The sequence below is a fragment of the Polynucleobacter sp. MWH-P3-07-1 genome (assembly GCF_018687555.1).
In the GTDB taxonomy this organism is placed as follows: domain Bacteria; phylum Pseudomonadota; class Gammaproteobacteria; order Burkholderiales; family Burkholderiaceae; genus Polynucleobacter.
The window spans coordinates 699,087-714,773 of the sequence record NZ_CP061296.1; the positions used below are offsets into that span (position 1 = coordinate 699,087).

15 protein-coding genes and 1 other RNA gene are annotated in these 15,687 nt (G+C 47.4%); 11 read left to right on the forward strand and 5 right to left on the reverse strand.

What is annotated here, in order from left to right; translation table 11 throughout:
- Window position 1: 1 nt before the first annotated feature.
- The 4 genes from ICU98_RS03690 to trxA form a co-directional block, all read right to left on the reverse strand.
- Complete coding sequence (locus ICU98_RS03690) at window positions 2–1,720, reverse strand: glycosyltransferase family 39 protein (RefSeq protein ID WP_215352817.1); 1,719 nt, start codon at window positions 1,718–1,720, stop codon at window positions 2–4.
- Between the two features lie 98 nt (window positions 1,721–1,818).
- Entirely contained in the window at window positions 1,819–2,178 is a 360-nt protein-coding gene (locus tag ICU98_RS03695; protein WP_215352818.1) for a type B 50S ribosomal protein L31, read from the reverse strand.
- Window positions 2,179–2,333: 155 nt separating this feature from the next.
- The gene (rho, locus tag ICU98_RS03700; RefSeq protein ID WP_215352819.1) at window positions 2,334–3,596 is read right to left on the reverse strand and encodes a transcription termination factor Rho; all 1,263 of its coding nucleotides are present in this window, start codon (window positions 3,594–3,596) and stop codon (window positions 2,334–2,336) included.
- Window positions 3,597–3,882: 286 nt separating this feature from the next.
- Window positions 3,883–4,209, reverse strand: coding sequence for a thioredoxin TrxA (gene trxA / locus ICU98_RS03705; RefSeq protein WP_112294739.1), 327 nt, complete (start codon window positions 4,207–4,209; stop codon window positions 3,883–3,885).
- Window positions 4,210–4,329: 120 nt separating this feature from the next.
- Between trxA and ICU98_RS03710 the strand changes: the two genes are divergently transcribed.
- From ICU98_RS03710 to ICU98_RS03750, 11 genes are all read left to right on the forward strand, one after another.
- Window positions 4,330–7,329 (forward strand): PD-(D/E)XK nuclease family protein, encoded by a 3,000-nt coding sequence (locus tag ICU98_RS03710; protein ID WP_215352820.1) that lies wholly within the window; start codon window positions 4,330–4,332, stop codon window positions 7,327–7,329.
- On the forward strand, window positions 7,326–10,829 hold the full coding sequence (locus ICU98_RS03715; protein WP_251365384.1) for an exodeoxyribonuclease V subunit beta: 3,504 nt from the start codon (window positions 7,326–7,328) through the stop codon (window positions 10,827–10,829). The genes ICU98_RS03710 and ICU98_RS03715 overlap by 4 nt, the downstream gene beginning before the upstream one ends.
- 70 nt (window positions 10,830–10,899) lie before the next feature.
- Window positions 10,900–11,403: a DUF1993 family protein gene (locus tag ICU98_RS03720; protein ID WP_215352824.1), complete on the forward strand. Its 504-nt coding sequence runs from the start codon at window positions 10,900–10,902 to the stop codon at window positions 11,401–11,403.
- Window positions 11,404–11,463: 60 nt separating this feature from the next.
- Window positions 11,464–12,066 carry a nitroreductase family protein gene (locus ICU98_RS03725; RefSeq protein ID WP_215352825.1) on the forward strand — a complete coding sequence of 201 codons (603 nt, stop codon included), beginning with the start codon at window positions 11,464–11,466 and terminating at the stop codon, window positions 12,064–12,066.
- Window positions 12,067–12,190: 124 nt separating this feature from the next.
- Window positions 12,191–12,676, forward strand: coding sequence for a LexA family transcriptional regulator (locus ICU98_RS03730; RefSeq protein WP_215352826.1), 486 nt, complete (start codon window positions 12,191–12,193; stop codon window positions 12,674–12,676).
- Entirely contained in the window at window positions 12,673–13,962 is a 1,290-nt protein-coding gene (locus ICU98_RS03735) for a Y-family DNA polymerase (RefSeq protein WP_215352827.1), read from the forward strand. Before ICU98_RS03730 ends, ICU98_RS03735 begins: the two co-directional genes overlap by 4 nt.
- A 26-nt stretch (window positions 13,963–13,988) precedes the next feature.
- Window positions 13,989–14,123 (forward strand): hypothetical protein, encoded by a 135-nt coding sequence (locus ICU98_RS08940; protein ID WP_255880031.1) that lies wholly within the window; start codon window positions 13,989–13,991, stop codon window positions 14,121–14,123.
- Window positions 14,124–14,258: 135 nt separating this feature from the next.
- Window positions 14,259–14,711, forward strand: a complete 453-nt coding sequence (locus tag ICU98_RS03740; protein ID WP_215352828.1) for a Smr/MutS family protein — start codon at window positions 14,259–14,261, stop codon at window positions 14,709–14,711.
- A 97-nt stretch (window positions 14,712–14,808) separates the two neighbouring features.
- A complete protein-coding gene (locus tag ICU98_RS08945; RefSeq protein WP_256441007.1) occupies window positions 14,809–14,940 on the forward strand; it encodes a hypothetical protein in 132 nt (43 codons plus the stop codon).
- Window positions 14,941–15,052: 112 nt separating this feature from the next.
- On the forward strand, window positions 15,053–15,271 hold the full coding sequence (locus ICU98_RS03745; protein ID WP_371818446.1) for a BrnT family toxin: 219 nt from the start codon (window positions 15,053–15,055) through the stop codon (window positions 15,269–15,271).
- Complete coding sequence (locus ICU98_RS03750) at window positions 15,231–15,542, forward strand: BrnA antitoxin family protein (protein ID WP_215352829.1); 312 nt, start codon at window positions 15,231–15,233, stop codon at window positions 15,540–15,542. The genes ICU98_RS03745 and ICU98_RS03750 overlap by 41 nt, the downstream gene beginning before the upstream one ends.
- Before the next feature lie 16 nt (window positions 15,543–15,558).
- Here the strand turns inward: ICU98_RS03750 and ffs are convergent.
- Window positions 15,559–15,657: signal recognition particle sRNA small type (ffs, locus tag ICU98_RS03755), an RNA gene on the reverse strand.
- Window positions 15,658–15,687: the final 30 nt, after the last annotated feature.

Consider the following 15,687-nt stretch of genomic DNA (forward strand, 5'->3'; position numbering starts at 1 on the left):
ATTATTTCGGGCTAACTTCGTAAAGGCGCAGACGCTCGTCGCGGTCTGCAGCGCGACGATCTTCCCAAATTAAGATCAATTTCTTGTCATTGAGGCTGGCAAAAGCCTGAGCCTCGGATTGGCTATGGGTCAGCATCCAAGGGCAATTGGGATCATCACGTAAATTTAACTTGGTGAAGTAATCAAATGAAGCCAGTTGTGAGAGACCGAGGCTACTGGTATTGACACAACCCGCATGCGCAGAAACGACTTGAGAAAGACGTGCTGCTACATAGCGATAGGTTTTGGCGTAATCAATCGTGGGAAACCACAAGGTCATCAACAAAACCCACATCAAAGTCGTACCCGAAGCCGAGATGATGAGGCAGCGCCAAATTTCTTTGGGAGCGCGCGAAGTTCTCCAGCGCACAATCGCCAGCCAAAGACCCGTAATCACAATCGCAATCACAAAGGCCAGCCAATTCAATTGAGCCTGAAAGCCCGGTAATAAGCGTGCGAAATTGGCAGCAGTGCTCTCTGGGTAGCCAGTCACCTTAGCAAACCAAATCACCCAAACCGCAATCGCAATCACTGTGAAACTCAGCATCGCAAACCAATCAATAAAACTGATTAAGTTGCGCTTGAGAATCGGCAGACTAAAGGCTGCAATGATTGCGAGACTCGGAGTCAGAATCATCAAGTCGTGCTCATTGGCTTCGACTCTAAACAAGACATAAATGAGAGAGCCGATAAACAAACTCAGAGGAATGGCCAGATGGGGTGCACGCCAAGCGCCTGCCGCCTTATTGCTACCCCAATGCGCAAGAGAGATTGCGGCGAGAGGCCACAATGGCCATGCATAGACCCAAAAGTTCACACTCAAAAAACCAATGGAGTCGAGAGAGACGGTCGAGCGCATCACGGGCATATTGCGCCAACCGACTTCAGCGACATGGCGCATCTCTGGGGAGAGATCAAACCCATACCAAAGGGCGGGCCAAATCGCAAACCCAATGAGTCCCATTACGGTGCTGGTGAGGGTCCAGCGAAAACGCAACTGGGTATTGCTGGCTAAAACAGCAATGATGGTGGAGCTGACCATGATGAGGCTGAGGGTTAAATTGCTCGACAAAATCACAATCATTAAGCCTAGGCCAGTCCATAAGCCGCCTTGCCATGGTTTATCGAGACCGCGCACAGTGCCGTAGAGGACTAGGCCAATACCCATCAGTTGCGCCATCATTGGCGTGGTTTCATGAGCGTTCTGCGCTAGACCAATACACGCTAAGAAGATAAGTAATGCGCCATCAGCCAAGGTCATGCCATAGCTCTTGCGATCGGGTTGACCACCAACTGCTAAAGCCATCGGTTGTACTTCGGGGCGACGACCTAAAAGATAAGTGGCATACCAAATCGCTACCGCAGTTGCAAAGAAGCAAATGGCAGAATACAAACGGGCGGCATTAGCAGCGCCAATCCAAGGGCCAAAAAGATGAATGAGTGTGCCGCCTAACCAATACGGAAAAGGTGCACCTAGCGAAAGTTCACGGCCAGCTAAGTGGGGAACAATCCAGTCGAGCGTATTGCCCCTGAATAAGGTCCACATTCCACCAAAGCCAATGGCATCCTCGTTCTTCCAAGGATCCCGAAAGAATAGACCAGCAAAACCATAGACCAAGGTCAGCGCAAAAATCACGATGCGCGGTATGGAGCGGGTGGCGGCGGCGGTAAGTTTAACCATGCGTTAGTGGATAGAGGTGCTCTAAATACACAAAAACCAAATAAAAAAGGCAGCAAACGCTGCCTTGATTATCTCGCAAGTATTGCGTACTTGAAGAATTAAGCTTTCTTAGCAGCAGGCTTCTTCGCTGGCTTTTCAGCCGCTTTCGCTTCTGCAGCAGCCGCTTTTTTCTCAGCAGTCTTAGCAGCGCCATCACCGGATGCTTTAGCAACGGCTTTGGTACCAAACTTCTGACGGAATTTCTCAACGCGACCTGCGGTATCCATAATCTTCTGGGTACCAGTGTAGAAAGGGTGTGACTCAGAAGAGATCTCGATTTTGGCTAATGGATATTCCTTGCCATCTTCCCACTTGATGGTCTCTTTAGTAGACATAGTGGAGCGAGTCTTAAAGCTGAAGTTATTGGAAACGTCAACGAAGACGATTTCACGATATTCTGGGTGGATGCCTGGTTTCATAATGATTCCTATTAGCGGGTAGCCGTTTAGGTTAAACAACCCAAATACTTGCCCAAGTTAAAAGCGCTTCTGACAGCAGCAAAGGCAAAATTATGCCATGAAATCAATCAGAAAGCGCGGTTCCTAAGGTGGAAAAAGGGTAAAACAGCCCCTTTTTAGCCACCACGACGCATTAAATCGAAGAATTCACTGTTGTTTTTAGTCGATTTGAGCTTATCCACGATGAAGTTCATCGCCTCAATATCGTCCATATCGGCCAACAATTTACGCAATACCCAGATCTTCTGGAGGTTCTCGGCCTTGACCAAGAGCTCTTCACGACGGGTGCCAGACTTATTCAGGTTGATCGCAGGGTAAACACGGCGCTCAGCCAAACGACGCTCAAGGTGGACTTCCATATTGCCAGTACCTTTGAATTCCTCGTAGATCAAGTCATCCATACGGCTACCGGTTTCAATCAGGGCAGTTGCGATGATGGTGAGTGAACCACCTTCTTCAATATTACGAGCCGCACCAAAGAAACGTTTTGGACGTTGCAAAGCATTGGCATCCACACCACCGGAGAGCACCTTGCCTGAGGAAGGTACAACGGTGTTGTAAGCGCGCGCTAAACGGGTAATCGAATCGAGCAAGATAATCACATCTTTACCCATCTCAACTAAACGTTTGGCTTTTTCGATCACCATCTCGGCAACTTGAACGTGGCGCACTGCAGGCTCATCAAAAGTAGAGGCGACAACTTCACCGCGCACCGAGCGTTGCATTTCAGTAACCTCTTCAGGACGCTCATCTACGAGTAGAACGATCAAGATAGCATCGGGATTATTGGCAGAGATCGCATGCGCAATGTGCTGCATCATCACGGTCTTACCAGACTTAGGTGATGCAACTAAAAGGCCACGCTGACCATAACCAATCGGCGAGATCATATCGATGATGCGGCCAGTAAGGTTTTCTTCTGCCTTGATATCGCGCTCTAAAGAGATCACACGATTAGGGTGAAGTGGTGTGAGGTTCTCGAACATGATGCGGTTCTTGAGGGCCTCTGGTGCTAGACCATTGATCTTGTCGACTTTGACTAAAGCAAAGTAACGCTCACCATCTTTAGGGGTCCGTACTTCACCCTCAACGCTATCACCGGTATGCAAGTTAAAGCGGCGGATCTGCGCAGGGGAAATATAGATGTCGTCTGGAGAAGCCATATAAGAGGCTTCTGGAGAGCGTAAGAAACCAAAGCCATCCGGCAATACCTCTAAGGTGCCATCACCGAAGACAGTCTCGCCAGACTTCGCGCGTTTCTTGAGAATGGCAAACATCAATTCTTGTTTGCGCATCCGTTGGGTGTTTTCAATCTCCAGGCTGGCTGCCATTTCAAGCAGGGCGGATACGTGGAGGACTTTAAGTTCAGTTAATTGCATAGCGTTCTTCGGGGGTGATAAATGGGGTATGGATAAAAGGAAAGGGTTTGGCTTGGGTTTTGTCTAGATGAGATCTGACAAGCGCTTGTTACCGGAAAACCAATTTGGGGAATGTGTACTAGAAAGAGATCAAGAAAAGTGGGGGAGATGAATCAGAAAATCGAAGCACAGATGAGTGCTGGATTTGTACTATAGAGAAATACTACACCAAAACAGACCTAAAAACACAAAAAGGGTAAAACACCACCATCACAGGCTCAGTCAGAGAGCCTGTGACCCGGGATGATTAGATATTGCTGTCAATAAAGGCGGATAACTGGGATTTAGCCAGGGCGCCTACTTTTTGAGCAGCAACCGTACCGTTTTTAAACAAAATGAGGGTCGGAATGCCGCGGATATTAAATTGGGCTGGAACACCTTGGTTCTCATCCACATTCATCTTGGCGATTTGCAATTTATCGCCGTATTCACCTGAGAGCTCCTCAAGGATAGGGCCGATCATTTTGCAAGGACCGCACCATTCAGCCCAGAAGTCGAGCAATACAGGTTTATCGGACTTGAGGACGTCTTGCTCAAAAGAAGCGTCTGTTACGTGTTTAATGCCGGCACTCATGAAAATTCCTTATCTAGACTTATTTAGTAATCGAGCTACACCGCTTATATTAGCAATAAGCCACACTTTCTGCCCAAAATACCGATTTAGACCAAAACCGAGCCCTAAAACATCAGCCTAATGCCGCAACCTTTCCCAACCCTCAATGCTGAAAAACAAGTGAACACTTGGGCTATCGAACCCAATGCCAAGGCATTGGAGCAACTGGCCAAGGGCATTTGGGAATGCGCCATCAACACCAATCAAAGACCCTTGGTCGTTCTCAGTACTGCAGGACCGCTCATTGGACTGAGAAAAGTTCTAGAGCAGCAACGACCCAAAGATCTCAATCCCCAGATTGCACTCTTGCCACAAGTAATCAGTATGAGTGACTGGCTAGAGTCAGCACCCGGAGCATGGAAGTTCTCCAAGAAACCATCTGATCTGGAGCGCTGGCTCAGTGTCTATGTCAATCTGCGTAAACACAAAATCTTACAAAGCTGGTTCAAGGCGGAGAGTGAAGCCGGAGCGTGGGGCTTAGCGCAAGCAGTGATTGATGCCTGTGATGCCTTAACGGAAGCCGTCATCCCACAATTGCAAAACGAGCTTAATGCATTAGTGCAAGGGCAATCGATTGATACCGAGCAATGGCTCAAAAAAGTAGAGCTTGTCTTAGATCAAGCCATTGCTAAAGCGTATGTTGGGCTATCGCGTAACGTCGTTGATCAAGAATCTGCAGTGCTGCTGACATTCTGGCGTTATCTCAGCAGCGTGCATGATCCTGTACTTCGTAAACACTTGGCGATGGCAGCACATCTGCAAGCAGCAAAGAATCATGTAAATACAAAAGCGCAGGCCAGACCCCTAGTTTGGGTACAAACCGCTGATCCCAAACCCATTGAACAAGAGCTGATTGCTCGCTATTTGGAGAGCTACGCTCAATATGCACCAGTAGTCAAAATTGATCAGGATTGGCAAACAGTCGCATTGTGGTCTGAGGCGCTTACAGGCGAAGATCAAGAGGGCAATATTGCACCCGCTAATGAAACAATCGATTCACAAATTCGTCAGAACCTAAAAATCCAGCGTCATGATGAGTGGCAACTCTTGGCAGCTAGACGTTTTGAAGAGCTCGCTTGGGCAGCAGCCAAATCCATTGAACAACACTTAATCAATGGCAAACAAAATATTGCATTGGTTGCGCAAGACCGTTTAGCAGCCAGAAGAACACGCGCGCTATTAGGACGCTTCGGAGATGGACTACGCATTCGCGATGAAACCGGTTGGAAGCTATCGACCACGCGAGCCGCGGCAGCCTTGGATAGCTGGTTGGAGTTAATCCGAGCCCCCAAAGAAGGTCCTAGTGCTAGTGCCTTATTGGAGTTCTTGCAAAATCCATACTTTGATTTGGCGCTCACACTCAAACAAGCACCCGAAACCTGTACAGGATTGATTGCTCAACTTGAAGATATTCTGATTGCGAGTCAAGCCAAGTCCGGTTGGGAGACTTTCAAGATGGCGATCGAGCGAGCCAACCTCTACGCCTCTGCTAATGGCGGCTCAGCTAACCAAATACTGTTAGATTTAATTGAAGCCATTCAGAAACGACACCTTGTTTGGCAGCAGCCCCAACTCGAGTGCGCGAGTGCTTATCAACACTTACTCAAAAATCTTGAAGATCTCGGGATGGCACAAGGTCTTCAACACGACTCAGCAGGAGAGCAATTACTCAAAGTACTCGAACAATTTAATTTGAGTAATGGCCCATTCCAAGCAGTGAAGATGAGTTTGTCGGAATGGTTAAGCTTGATCAAAACCGTCATTGAAGACGCATCGTATGAAGAGGCGGGCAAAGAAGCGCTGGCAACACTGAGTATCTTGCCGCTGAGCTCAACTCGACTCAGACAATTTGATGCTGTTGTATTAGTGGGTTGTGATGAGCAACAGCTTCCTGCATTTTCACAGCCACCACTATTTTTCTCGGATACGCTCAATCGCTATTTAAAGTCTTCTACGATCAATGCGCAATACGTTCAGCAAGCCCGAGACCTCTCGAGTCTCTTAGTGTCTTGTCCCAATACCGACTTGCTTTGGCAGAGTAAGAGTAAAAGTGGTGAACCGCTCAGACCTTCAGCCTGGATTCAGCGCTTGCAGGCTCAGATTGATTGGCCAACGCAGGATGTCTGCCCTGAAACCTATGAAGGAAAATCGAATCCGATTCAGATGGCAGTCAGCCCCCCCGATCCGAATTTAGCGATTCCAGTGACTGTTACACCCAGTGCTTATAAAGCCTTGCGGGATTGCCCCTATCGTTATTACGTCAGCAGCCTATTGGGTTTACGTAAAGCCAAAGAATTCGAAGAAGGTTTTGATGCTTCTTTAGCGGGCCAGATCTTGCATGCTTTATTGAAAAACTTCTTCCAAGCACTGAAAACGGAAGAGGGTAAACCCCATTCAATCATTGATCAAGGAACAGATGCTCGTCGCCAGTGGATGGAAACACACTTAAATCGATATTCTGAAAAAGAGTTCGAACGTCTGATTGCTGGTGATGCCAGAGTGTTGGGAACGCTACGCGATTGGCAAAAACAAATCCCAACTTTTGTGGACTGGCAGCTCAAACGTGAAGCTGAGGGCTGGCAGTATCACGACGCTGAATTACCGATTGGCTTTACGATCCGCTTGACTGATCCCGATGGAGTCGAGCGCGATATTCAAATAGCAGGTCGGGCTGATCGATTCGATATCCATATTCATGATAAGACACTAGCTGCTGTCATTGACTACAAGAATCAAGCCATCAAAAAGATTGTTGAGCGCTCCAAAAATGTCTTAGATGATCCTCAGCTCCTGATTTACGCTCGAGCAGCTAATGAAAATCCCTCAGCAGCTCACTTATCTGGAAGAACCGTAGAGCAAGCCGAGTGGGTCACTCTCAAGGTAGATTTAAAGAAGTCTGAAGAGAAGATGGTTAGAGATCATCCAGTAGAAGAACTCCCGCTGAAGATGGAGGAGTTCTCTAAACAACTGAACAAGGATCTTGAAGTGTTGTGGGCGCGTAAACCCATGAAAGCTTTTGCACCCGACAGCGTATGCCAATACTGCGAAGCGCGTGGCATTTGCAGAAAGGGGATGTGGTGAGCGAAGAGTTCAACTACCCAATCGCTTGTGATCCAAATCAATCGGTGATTGTTTCTGCTTGTGCAGGTAGCGGTAAGACCTGGCTCTTGGTCGCTCGCATGATGCGTTTATTGCTAGCCGGCACCAGGCCAGCAGAAATTCTGGCACTGACCTTTACCCGCAAAGCCGCGCAAGAGATGCGCGATCGCCTGTATAAGTTACTTGAAGACTTTTCTCAAGCGGATGATGCCACCCTGACTAAAGAGCTCAGCAAAATGGGCCTTGAAGAGGCTGAGGCTAAAAAGTATTTGGCTCAAGCCAAGGGGCTTTACCTCAAGGTGCTCGCAAGCCCACAAGCGATTGTGATCGATACCTTCCACGGCTGGTTCGGACGTTTACTAGAAGCGGCACCAGTCTCTGCCGACATTCAGCCAGGCTTTAGTCTGCGGGAAGATGCTAAGCGACTCCAAGAAGAGTGTATGCAGGATTGGTGGGGCGATTTACCCCAGCATTTGAGGGAACACTACGACACCTTATTAAATGCATTCGGTGCTCACGAGACCCAGAAATTTCTGATGGGTAATTACAGCCTCTTTAAGCAACGCGGCGCCTGGACCTTCTTCCTAGATGCCTGCCGAGCACAGGGCTTGAGCCCAGTCGACTATCTCAAGACCTGTTTGCCACACTTGGGAAAACCTAACCCTCTCGAGTTGTTCTGGAAAGAGCCACAAACCAAAGCCAATCTCACAATGCTGTATCAGTGCTTTAGTAATGGCACTGCTACACAAAAAGGCAAGGCGGCCCTCATCGAAAAAGCCATGGAACTCCATCAAGCTGGTGGATCCATCATGGACCTTGCTCATGAATGGCAAAGTCTATTCCTGACAAAAGACAAAACGCCATTAGCCGACATTGCCAAGATGAGTGCGCCGATGGCGAGCTATCACACCAAAAATAGTATTGATCCCACGATCATCACTCGGATACGCAATGATTGGGTAGAAGCCTTCCATACCTTCTTTGACTGGGAGAGTGAACATCACATGCATGACATGAATGTGGCCTGGTTTGCGATGAGCGAAGTGATGCTCAGTCACCTAGAAAAAGTCAAAGAGTCGATGCGGGTGCGCGATTTTGATGATTTAGAAATCGGTGTGAGCAAGCTCATGGCCGAATCCACTAATGCAGCTTATCTGCAGGCGCGCTTAGATGCGAAGTACAAACAGATTTTGGTCGATGAGTTCCAAGACACTAATCCATTGCAGTGGCAGATTCTGCGATCATGGCTCGCAGGCTACAGTGCAGGCGACGATAAACCTAAAGTGTTTATCGTGGGCGACCCTAAGCAATCGATTTACCGATTCCGTAGAGCTGACCCCAGACTATTCGATAGTGCCCGTGAGTTTCTGGTGGAGTACCTCGATGCCAAAGCACTCTCGCAAAATAAAACCCGCAGAAATGCACCCGCAGTAAATAAAGCGGTCAATACCGTTTTCTTAGCGGGACCATTGCCAGAGACTTATCAGTTCAGCGAACAAACCACGCTCTGGAAAGCGCCGCCCGCTGAGGCTTCAGCACCTGTATTCGTCACGCAAGGAGAAGCCCAATTACTGCCTTTAATTGAGCGAGTCGAAAAAGAACAGCCCGAGCGTATCGGTACGGCTTTAGATAAACCCATTCAAGATGCTGGACAAACGCTAGGCGTGCAACAGCGCTACGAAGAAGGGAGGCACGTAGCCAAGCTGATTCATCACATCATGGCCACTCGACAAGTCGTTGATAAAAAAGACGGTCAAGAGTATTGGCGGCCAGCCCGTGGCAGTGACTTCATTCTCTTGGTTAAGCGCAGAGAGTATTTGCCGCAATTTGAACAAGCTTTGCGAGAGGCCGGCTTGGCTTATGACAGCTCTCGTCTAGGCGGTCTACTCAATACCCTCGAGATTGATGATTTGATTGCTTTACTCACGGTCTTGGTCTCGCCACGACACGATTTACCATTAGCGCAAGTATTGCGTAGCCCCATCTTTAGCTTTACCGAAGCGCAGATGCAATCACTCAGTATGAGTATGCAAGATACCTACAGCTCATGGTGGGATACATTGCAAGCCAGTCAGGACAAGCAGATTCAGAAAGCAGCGCGCTATTTAGAGCATTGGCGCAGTCTCGGAGAAGTGCTGCCTGTTCATGACTTACTAGACCTGATTTATCAAGAAAGTGATTTACGAATTCACTATGCAGTGGCTGCCCAGAACCTTGCACGGGCTCAGGTCCTAGCCAATCTTGATGCTTTCCTTGAACTTGCGTTAAATCAAGATGGTGGTCGTTACCCGAGTTTGAGTCGCTTCATTGAAGAGATCAATGCGATGCGCCGTGGTGACGATGATGAAACCCCTGATGAGGGCGACGTTGAAGCTGAAGCAGAAATGGATGAGGATATTGGTGAAGTCGATCTCGATAGCGAGATGAGTGAAGAAGAGCGGCATAGAAGAGTGCGCTTGATGACGATTCATGGTGCTAAGGGATTAGAAGCGCCATTTGTGATCATGCTCGATGCTAATAATACGGAGTGGAAAGCACCCCATCGCGGGGTATTGCTGGACTGGTCGCCTGAACACGCTGCCCCCAGTCATCTCTCGCTCTATACCAAGAAGACCTTAACGGGTGAGCGCGAACGCATTCGTCAAAAAGAGAATGAAGTGAGTCAAAATGAAAACTGGAACTTGCTCTATGTTGCCATGACCAGAGCCAAGCAAGGCTTCTGGATGAGTGGCGTGCAATCGAATACCAAAACAGGAATTAATGAACGCTCTTGGTATGGAAGAGCCCTCACTGCTGGTATAGAGGTTCTGGATATCGATACTCTGGACCTACAAGAGAAGATAGAGCATCCAGCCCGGGATAAAGCTCAAATAGAGCTTGGTAGCATGCCATTTAAGATCGACCACTTTGACATCGTTTGGGATCAAGCCAAACAAAGTCATCAAGAGAAGATTGCCCAGATTGAGAATGGGACATTGAATAAACCCAAGCAAACTAAAGCTGAAACCCCCGATCCAGAGCTACTCGATGAAGGCACCTATTTCCATAAACTGCTTGAGTTCCTCACTACCCAAACTGGTACCAATACAAAGCCTGAGATTCCCAATGCTCAAGAGATCATGGCTTGGCTCGGTACTGACCCGGTCATGGCGCAAAAACTGCAAGGGCATGTCCAAACCGTACTCAATACCAATGAACTCAGGCCCTACCTCACGGAAGGCAAGTGGCTACAAGCCTGGAATGAGCTCGATATTATGAGTGAGGAAGGTAGGAGCTATCGTATGGATCGCTTAGTAGAGTTCGATGATCACTTGGCGATCTTGGATTACAAGCTGAGCATCCCAGAGGCGGGTAGCGAGAAGTACAAGCAATACCAAGCTCAGTTGCAGAACTACCAAAAAGAGTTAGAGCGTATTCGGAAAGATAAGCCCAGCAAAGCCTATCTCATCTCAGCGACTGGCCAGATCACACAAGTAGCGTAATCAAGGCGTAGTCAAGTCGGATTACACTTAAAAACTCGTATTTATGTAACAACCACCAGGAGTAATACAAATGGCTTTATCAATGTACCAAGCATCGATCCCCCAATTTAAGGCAATGTTGACCAATCTGTCAGCGATTCTCAAAAAAGCAGAAGAGCACGCCACTGCCCACAAGATTGACCCTAAAGTCTTTATGGAGGCCAGACTCTTTCCTGACATGCTGCCATTGACCAAGCAAGTGCAGATTGCTTGTGATCAGCCTAAGAATGGCTTTGCCCGTTTAGCTGGAATTGAGCCACCCAAGTATGAAGATAAAGAAGCGAGCTTTGCTGAACTCTATGAGCGCATTGCCAAGACGATTGCATTCATTGACACCATCAAGCCAGAGCAAATCGACGGCAGCGAAAAGAAAGAGATTAAGTTCTCCATCTTTGAATGGAACTTCGAGTTTGTAGGCGATCAATATCTTCTAAGCTGGATCATCCCCAATTTCTATTTCCACGTCGCTACGGCACATGACATCTTGCGCCATAACGGGGTACCAATTGGTAAGAACGATTACTTGGGAAGATAAGTTGCCACTCCACCAATTAAAGACTAATTTTTATCTCAGACAATCATCCTAAGGAAAAATATGAATACATTTGATGCAATCCGTGAACGCAGGGCAGTGAAGCACTTTGATCCTAGTCATCAATTGACTCAGCAGGAGGTTGATCAGCTCATTGAATTGGGAATGCAGGCTCCATCCTCTTTTAATATCCAACATTGGCGTTTAGTCAATGTCACTGATAAAGCCCTGAGAGCAAAATTACGCGAAGCGGCGAATGACCAAGCTCAAGTGACTGATGCATCTCTGTTGTTTGTTGTGACAGTAGATATCAAAGCATGGGAAAAGGATCCAGCAAGATATTGGGTTAATGCTCCAAAAGAGGCGCAAGATATTTTGGTGCCTTGGATTCACCCTTTTTATGCTGGCAAAGAGCAACTCCAGCGTGATGAGGCTATGCGCTCAGCCGGCATTATGTTGCAAACCTTGATGTTATCTGCCAAAGCGATGGGCTATGACTCTTGCCCAATGGTAGGTTTTGATTTTGACAAGGTTGCAGAGTTGATTCATTTGCCTAAAGACCATGCCATTGCGGCAATGTTAGTGATTGGCAAGGCTATTAAACCTGCTTGGCCAAAGCCTGGATTTATTCCTAAATCGGAAATGATCATTCAAAATCATTTTTAAAAAAGCCACCTTCGGGTGGTTTTTTATTGCCTAAATATGGGCAAATCAGCAAAAAACCAACAAAAACACCCCCAGTTTTGGAGTTTTTGCCTATACTGTATAAACATACAGTATATTAACGAATATGACGATTCAGAGCCAAACCCAAAAAGTGACCCTCAGCCAAGCCCCGCAAGGCTTAGCAGTCCATTTTGACGACTACGAGCTCAAGCTCCTGAGCCACCGGATTTCGGCTGGATTCCCTAGTCCAGCGGCTGATTACGCTGAAGATGGCCTGGATTTGAACCGCTATCTAGTCCAGAACAAACCCGCCACCTTCATGTTCACCGTGAAGGGGGATTCGATGATGGGGGCAGGCATTTGTGACGGCGATAAGGTTGTCGTCGATAAGGCCCTCAAACCCAAACATAAAGACATCGTGGTAGCTGTAGTCGATGGCGAGTACACCATCAAACGCCTCTACCAAGCTAGAGGTCGTATTGAGCTCCAACCAGAAAACCCCCAATACGAAGCCATTACCTTTAATGAAGGTAGCGAGTTACAGATTTGGGGTGTAGTCGTAGGGGTGGTGCGCAAGTACAGCTACGCTAGCAGCAGGGGCAAGTTATGACCAGCAAGCAACTCTTCGCCCTTGTCGATGTGAATAACTTCTATGTTTCATGCGAGAGGGTCTTTCAGCCTAAGTTAGAAGCTGTACCCATGGTGGTGCTCTCGAACAATGATGGATGTGCTGTAGCGAGAAGTGCCGAAGTCAAAGCACTTGGCGTCAAGATGGGAACGCCTTGGTTCAAGATGAAAGATCTTGCAGAGGAGCACGGCATCCAAGCCTTCTCCTCAAACTACACCCTCTATGGTGATATGAGTGAGCGGGTTGTGCAAACACTGAAACGCTATACCCCCAATCTTGAGGTCTACAGCATTGATGAGAGCTTTCTGCGTATTGAATCCGTACTGCAGAGTTATCCAGATGCAACACACTTAGGCCAAACCATTAAGCAAGACGTGAAAGACACAACCGGCTTACCAGTTTGTGTTGGCATTGGTGCTAGCAAGACCTTGGCTAAGTTTGCGAATTTCTTGGCTAAGAAGCAGTCCCAGTTTGCCGGTGTATGTGATGTCGATAGCATGCCCAAAGAAACCCTCTATCAATGGATGAGTGAGACCCCTGCAGCAGAAGTGTGGGGTATTGGTCAGCAGTTGGCTAAAAAACTCCAGGTCATGAAGATCAATACGGTCTTTGATCTCTTGCAAGTCTCACCCCAAACCATGCGCCAACAGTTTGGTGTCGTGATGGAAAGGCTGTGCTATGAGTTGCGTGGTGTGTCTTGCCTTAAGCTTGAAGAAGTCGCGCCCGCTAAACAACAAATCATTGCCTCACGCAGCTTTGGAAAATTAGTCACTAGCTTAGAAGAGCTTGCTGAATCCGTTGCCACCCATACCGCCAGAGCAGCCGAGAAACTCCGTAGCCAACAATCAGTCACAGGCGCGATCAGTGTCTTCATTAGAACCAATCCACACAAGCAGAACGAGCCCCAATACGCACAGAGCATCACCATCGCTTTAGAGAACCCAAGCGATAACACGCTCAAACTGACTGAAGCCGCGATTGATGGACTCAAGCAAATCTATCAAAAAGGATTTCGGTACAAGAAAGCCGGCATCGTACTCAATCTGCTCTCCGGCAAACCGACCACCCAGCAATCCCTATTTGAAGACATGGAAACCAGAGGCAAGTCGGCCGATCTCATGAAAGCCATGGATGCAATCAACAGTCGATTTGGCAATGGCGTGATACGCAGCGCCACCACCGGCACCAAACAACAGTGGCAAATGAAGTCTAGTAACCGATCACCCAACTACACCACCCAGTGGGACGAATTACCCGTAGCACGATAAATCAACGACACAAAAAGGAGCATCAAATGGAACTACTAAACAACATTAACGGCCTATCACTAGTCATTGTGATGATCCTGTCCTACTTTGCTGTAGCAAAGAACACAAAACATGACGCATATGAAAAGAAACAAGTTGCGATGAATCGCCACTATCAGTAAGAGTAAGCGGGAAGGGAAATCAGGAAATCACGGATTCCTGATTTCCTTGATGGATAACGCATCAGTCAACGCTTTAGGTGGGCCCACTTCTTAAATCCTTTGTATGATGAAGGGAAGTGCTTAAGAATAAAAGTAATGCCCAAAGAAAAAACCTATCTGTGTTTGTGCCTTGATTGCGGGGGACAACGCCAATTAATTGGTAACTGTCGTCTATGCGATAGCACGCAAACTCCAGAGGCGATAACTGAAACACTGATTTTCAATATGGAGCTTGGTTATCCAACCATAGAAGACGCTATTGATAAGTTCGAGACCTATCTTGATGCCGCCTATGAGGCTGGCTTTAAGTCGATGGTCGTCATTCATGGCTATGGATCTAGTGGGTCTGGCGGCGGGATTAAGCAAACTATACGACGCCACCTTGAGGGAAATTACTACATCCCCAAGGTCAGCAACTATTACTTTGGTGAAGACCTCAAAGCAGGGAATGAAGCCTTTGAAGAATTACTCAAGGCCAGAAGCAGTATCAAAAAACAGCAGTCTCACTTTTTAGGTAATGCCGGAACAAGCGTTCTACTCCTCGGATGAAAATCATCGGACCTTTCCTGCACTCTTTTCAACCTTTCACTCTACCAATTCCTAATCCAAGCTAATACGCTGAACCCTTCTAAACAGAGGAGGGTTCATGCAAGTTGCATTGGAATGTACTCACAAGCAGGCGCGGTACTTTAGGGTTGTGCTCGACGGTCGAACCGTCCTGGTCTTAGTTCTTATCTGGATCGTCTGGCAAATCTTAGCCATTCTGCACATCATTTAATTGTTTGTTACTACAAATAAATACTTGATTGCTGAATAATTTGTTACTACAATTAAATAGATTAATTGAGTTTGACCCTATAAAGAGAGCTCAAACATTGGAGTTGCGTGGCTTGGACTTTGCTCGAGCATGGGAAGTCTTAAGTCACACCACTCACACCATTGAAGATCTGCGAAAGAGTTACGGCGAGAGAAGATTTATAGCCATTGGATTTTTGGATGATCGATTAACGGTAGTGGTTTGGACTCCGAGAGGTCGAAAGAGAAGAATCATTTCAATGAGGTATGCAAATGAACGTGAAATTAAAGAATACGCAACAGGAGTCGATTGATCCTGATGATGCTCCAGAAATTAGTGCTGCAGATTTACAGCGTGGTGTATGGAGTGTTGAGGGAAAGATCGTTTCAGAAAAAGAAGGTCGTAAAGCCTTTGCAAAAAGATTGCGTGGAAGACCGGTTGGTAGTGTGAGTAAGTCACCCAAAACACTGACAACCATTCGATTGTCTGCTGAAGTCATTGAACAATTTAAAGCCGCTGGTGCAGGATGGCAGACAAAAATTGATTTAGCACTGAAAGACTGGCTGCTAACCCATCGGCCATAAGATCTTGAAAAGAAGGGTGGATGAGCCAAACCCCCGGCACTGGCAGAAATTGGGTTTGGCTGCTTCGTTCCCGACCTGACCAGGTTATCCAACCCACCATGCGGGGAGGCCCATCCAATTCCATTTTAGCTTGTTAGAATGGAGA

Excerpts from the sequence above, each read along its gene's own strand:
- ICU98_RS03690 (WP_215352817.1), bottom strand. The coding sequence starts at position 1,720 with ATGGTTAAACTTACCGCCGCCGCCACCCGCTCCATACCGCGCATCGTG.
- ICU98_RS03695 (WP_215352818.1), bottom strand. The coding sequence starts at position 2,178 with ATGAAACCAGGCATCCACCCAGAATATCGTGAAATCGTCTTCGTTGAC.
- rho (WP_215352819.1), bottom strand. The coding sequence starts at position 3,596 with ATGCAATTAACTGAACTTAAAGTCCTCCACGTATCCGCCCTGCTTGAA.
- trxA (WP_112294739.1), bottom strand. The coding sequence starts at position 4,209 with ATGAGTGCCGGCATTAAACACGTAACAGACGCTTCTTTTGAGCAAGAC.
- ICU98_RS03710 (WP_215352820.1), top strand. The coding sequence starts at position 4,330 with ATGCCGCAACCTTTCCCAACCCTCAATGCTGAAAAACAAGTGAACACT.
- ICU98_RS03720 (WP_215352824.1), top strand. The coding sequence starts at position 10,900 with ATGGCTTTATCAATGTACCAAGCATCGATCCCCCAATTTAAGGCAATG.
- ICU98_RS03725 (WP_215352825.1), top strand. The coding sequence starts at position 11,464 with ATGAATACATTTGATGCAATCCGTGAACGCAGGGCAGTGAAGCACTTT.
- ICU98_RS03730 (WP_215352826.1), top strand. The coding sequence starts at position 12,191 with ATGACGATTCAGAGCCAAACCCAAAAAGTGACCCTCAGCCAAGCCCCG.
- ICU98_RS03735 (WP_215352827.1), top strand. The coding sequence starts at position 12,673 with ATGACCAGCAAGCAACTCTTCGCCCTTGTCGATGTGAATAACTTCTAT.
- ICU98_RS08940 (WP_255880031.1), top strand. The coding sequence starts at position 13,989 with ATGGAACTACTAAACAACATTAACGGCCTATCACTAGTCATTGTGATG.
- ICU98_RS03740 (WP_215352828.1), top strand. The coding sequence starts at position 14,259 with ATGCCCAAAGAAAAAACCTATCTGTGTTTGTGCCTTGATTGCGGGGGA.
- ICU98_RS08945 (WP_256441007.1), top strand. The coding sequence starts at position 14,809 with ATGCAAGTTGCATTGGAATGTACTCACAAGCAGGCGCGGTACTTTAGG.
- ICU98_RS03750 (WP_215352829.1), top strand. The coding sequence starts at position 15,231 with ATGAACGTGAAATTAAAGAATACGCAACAGGAGTCGATTGATCCTGAT.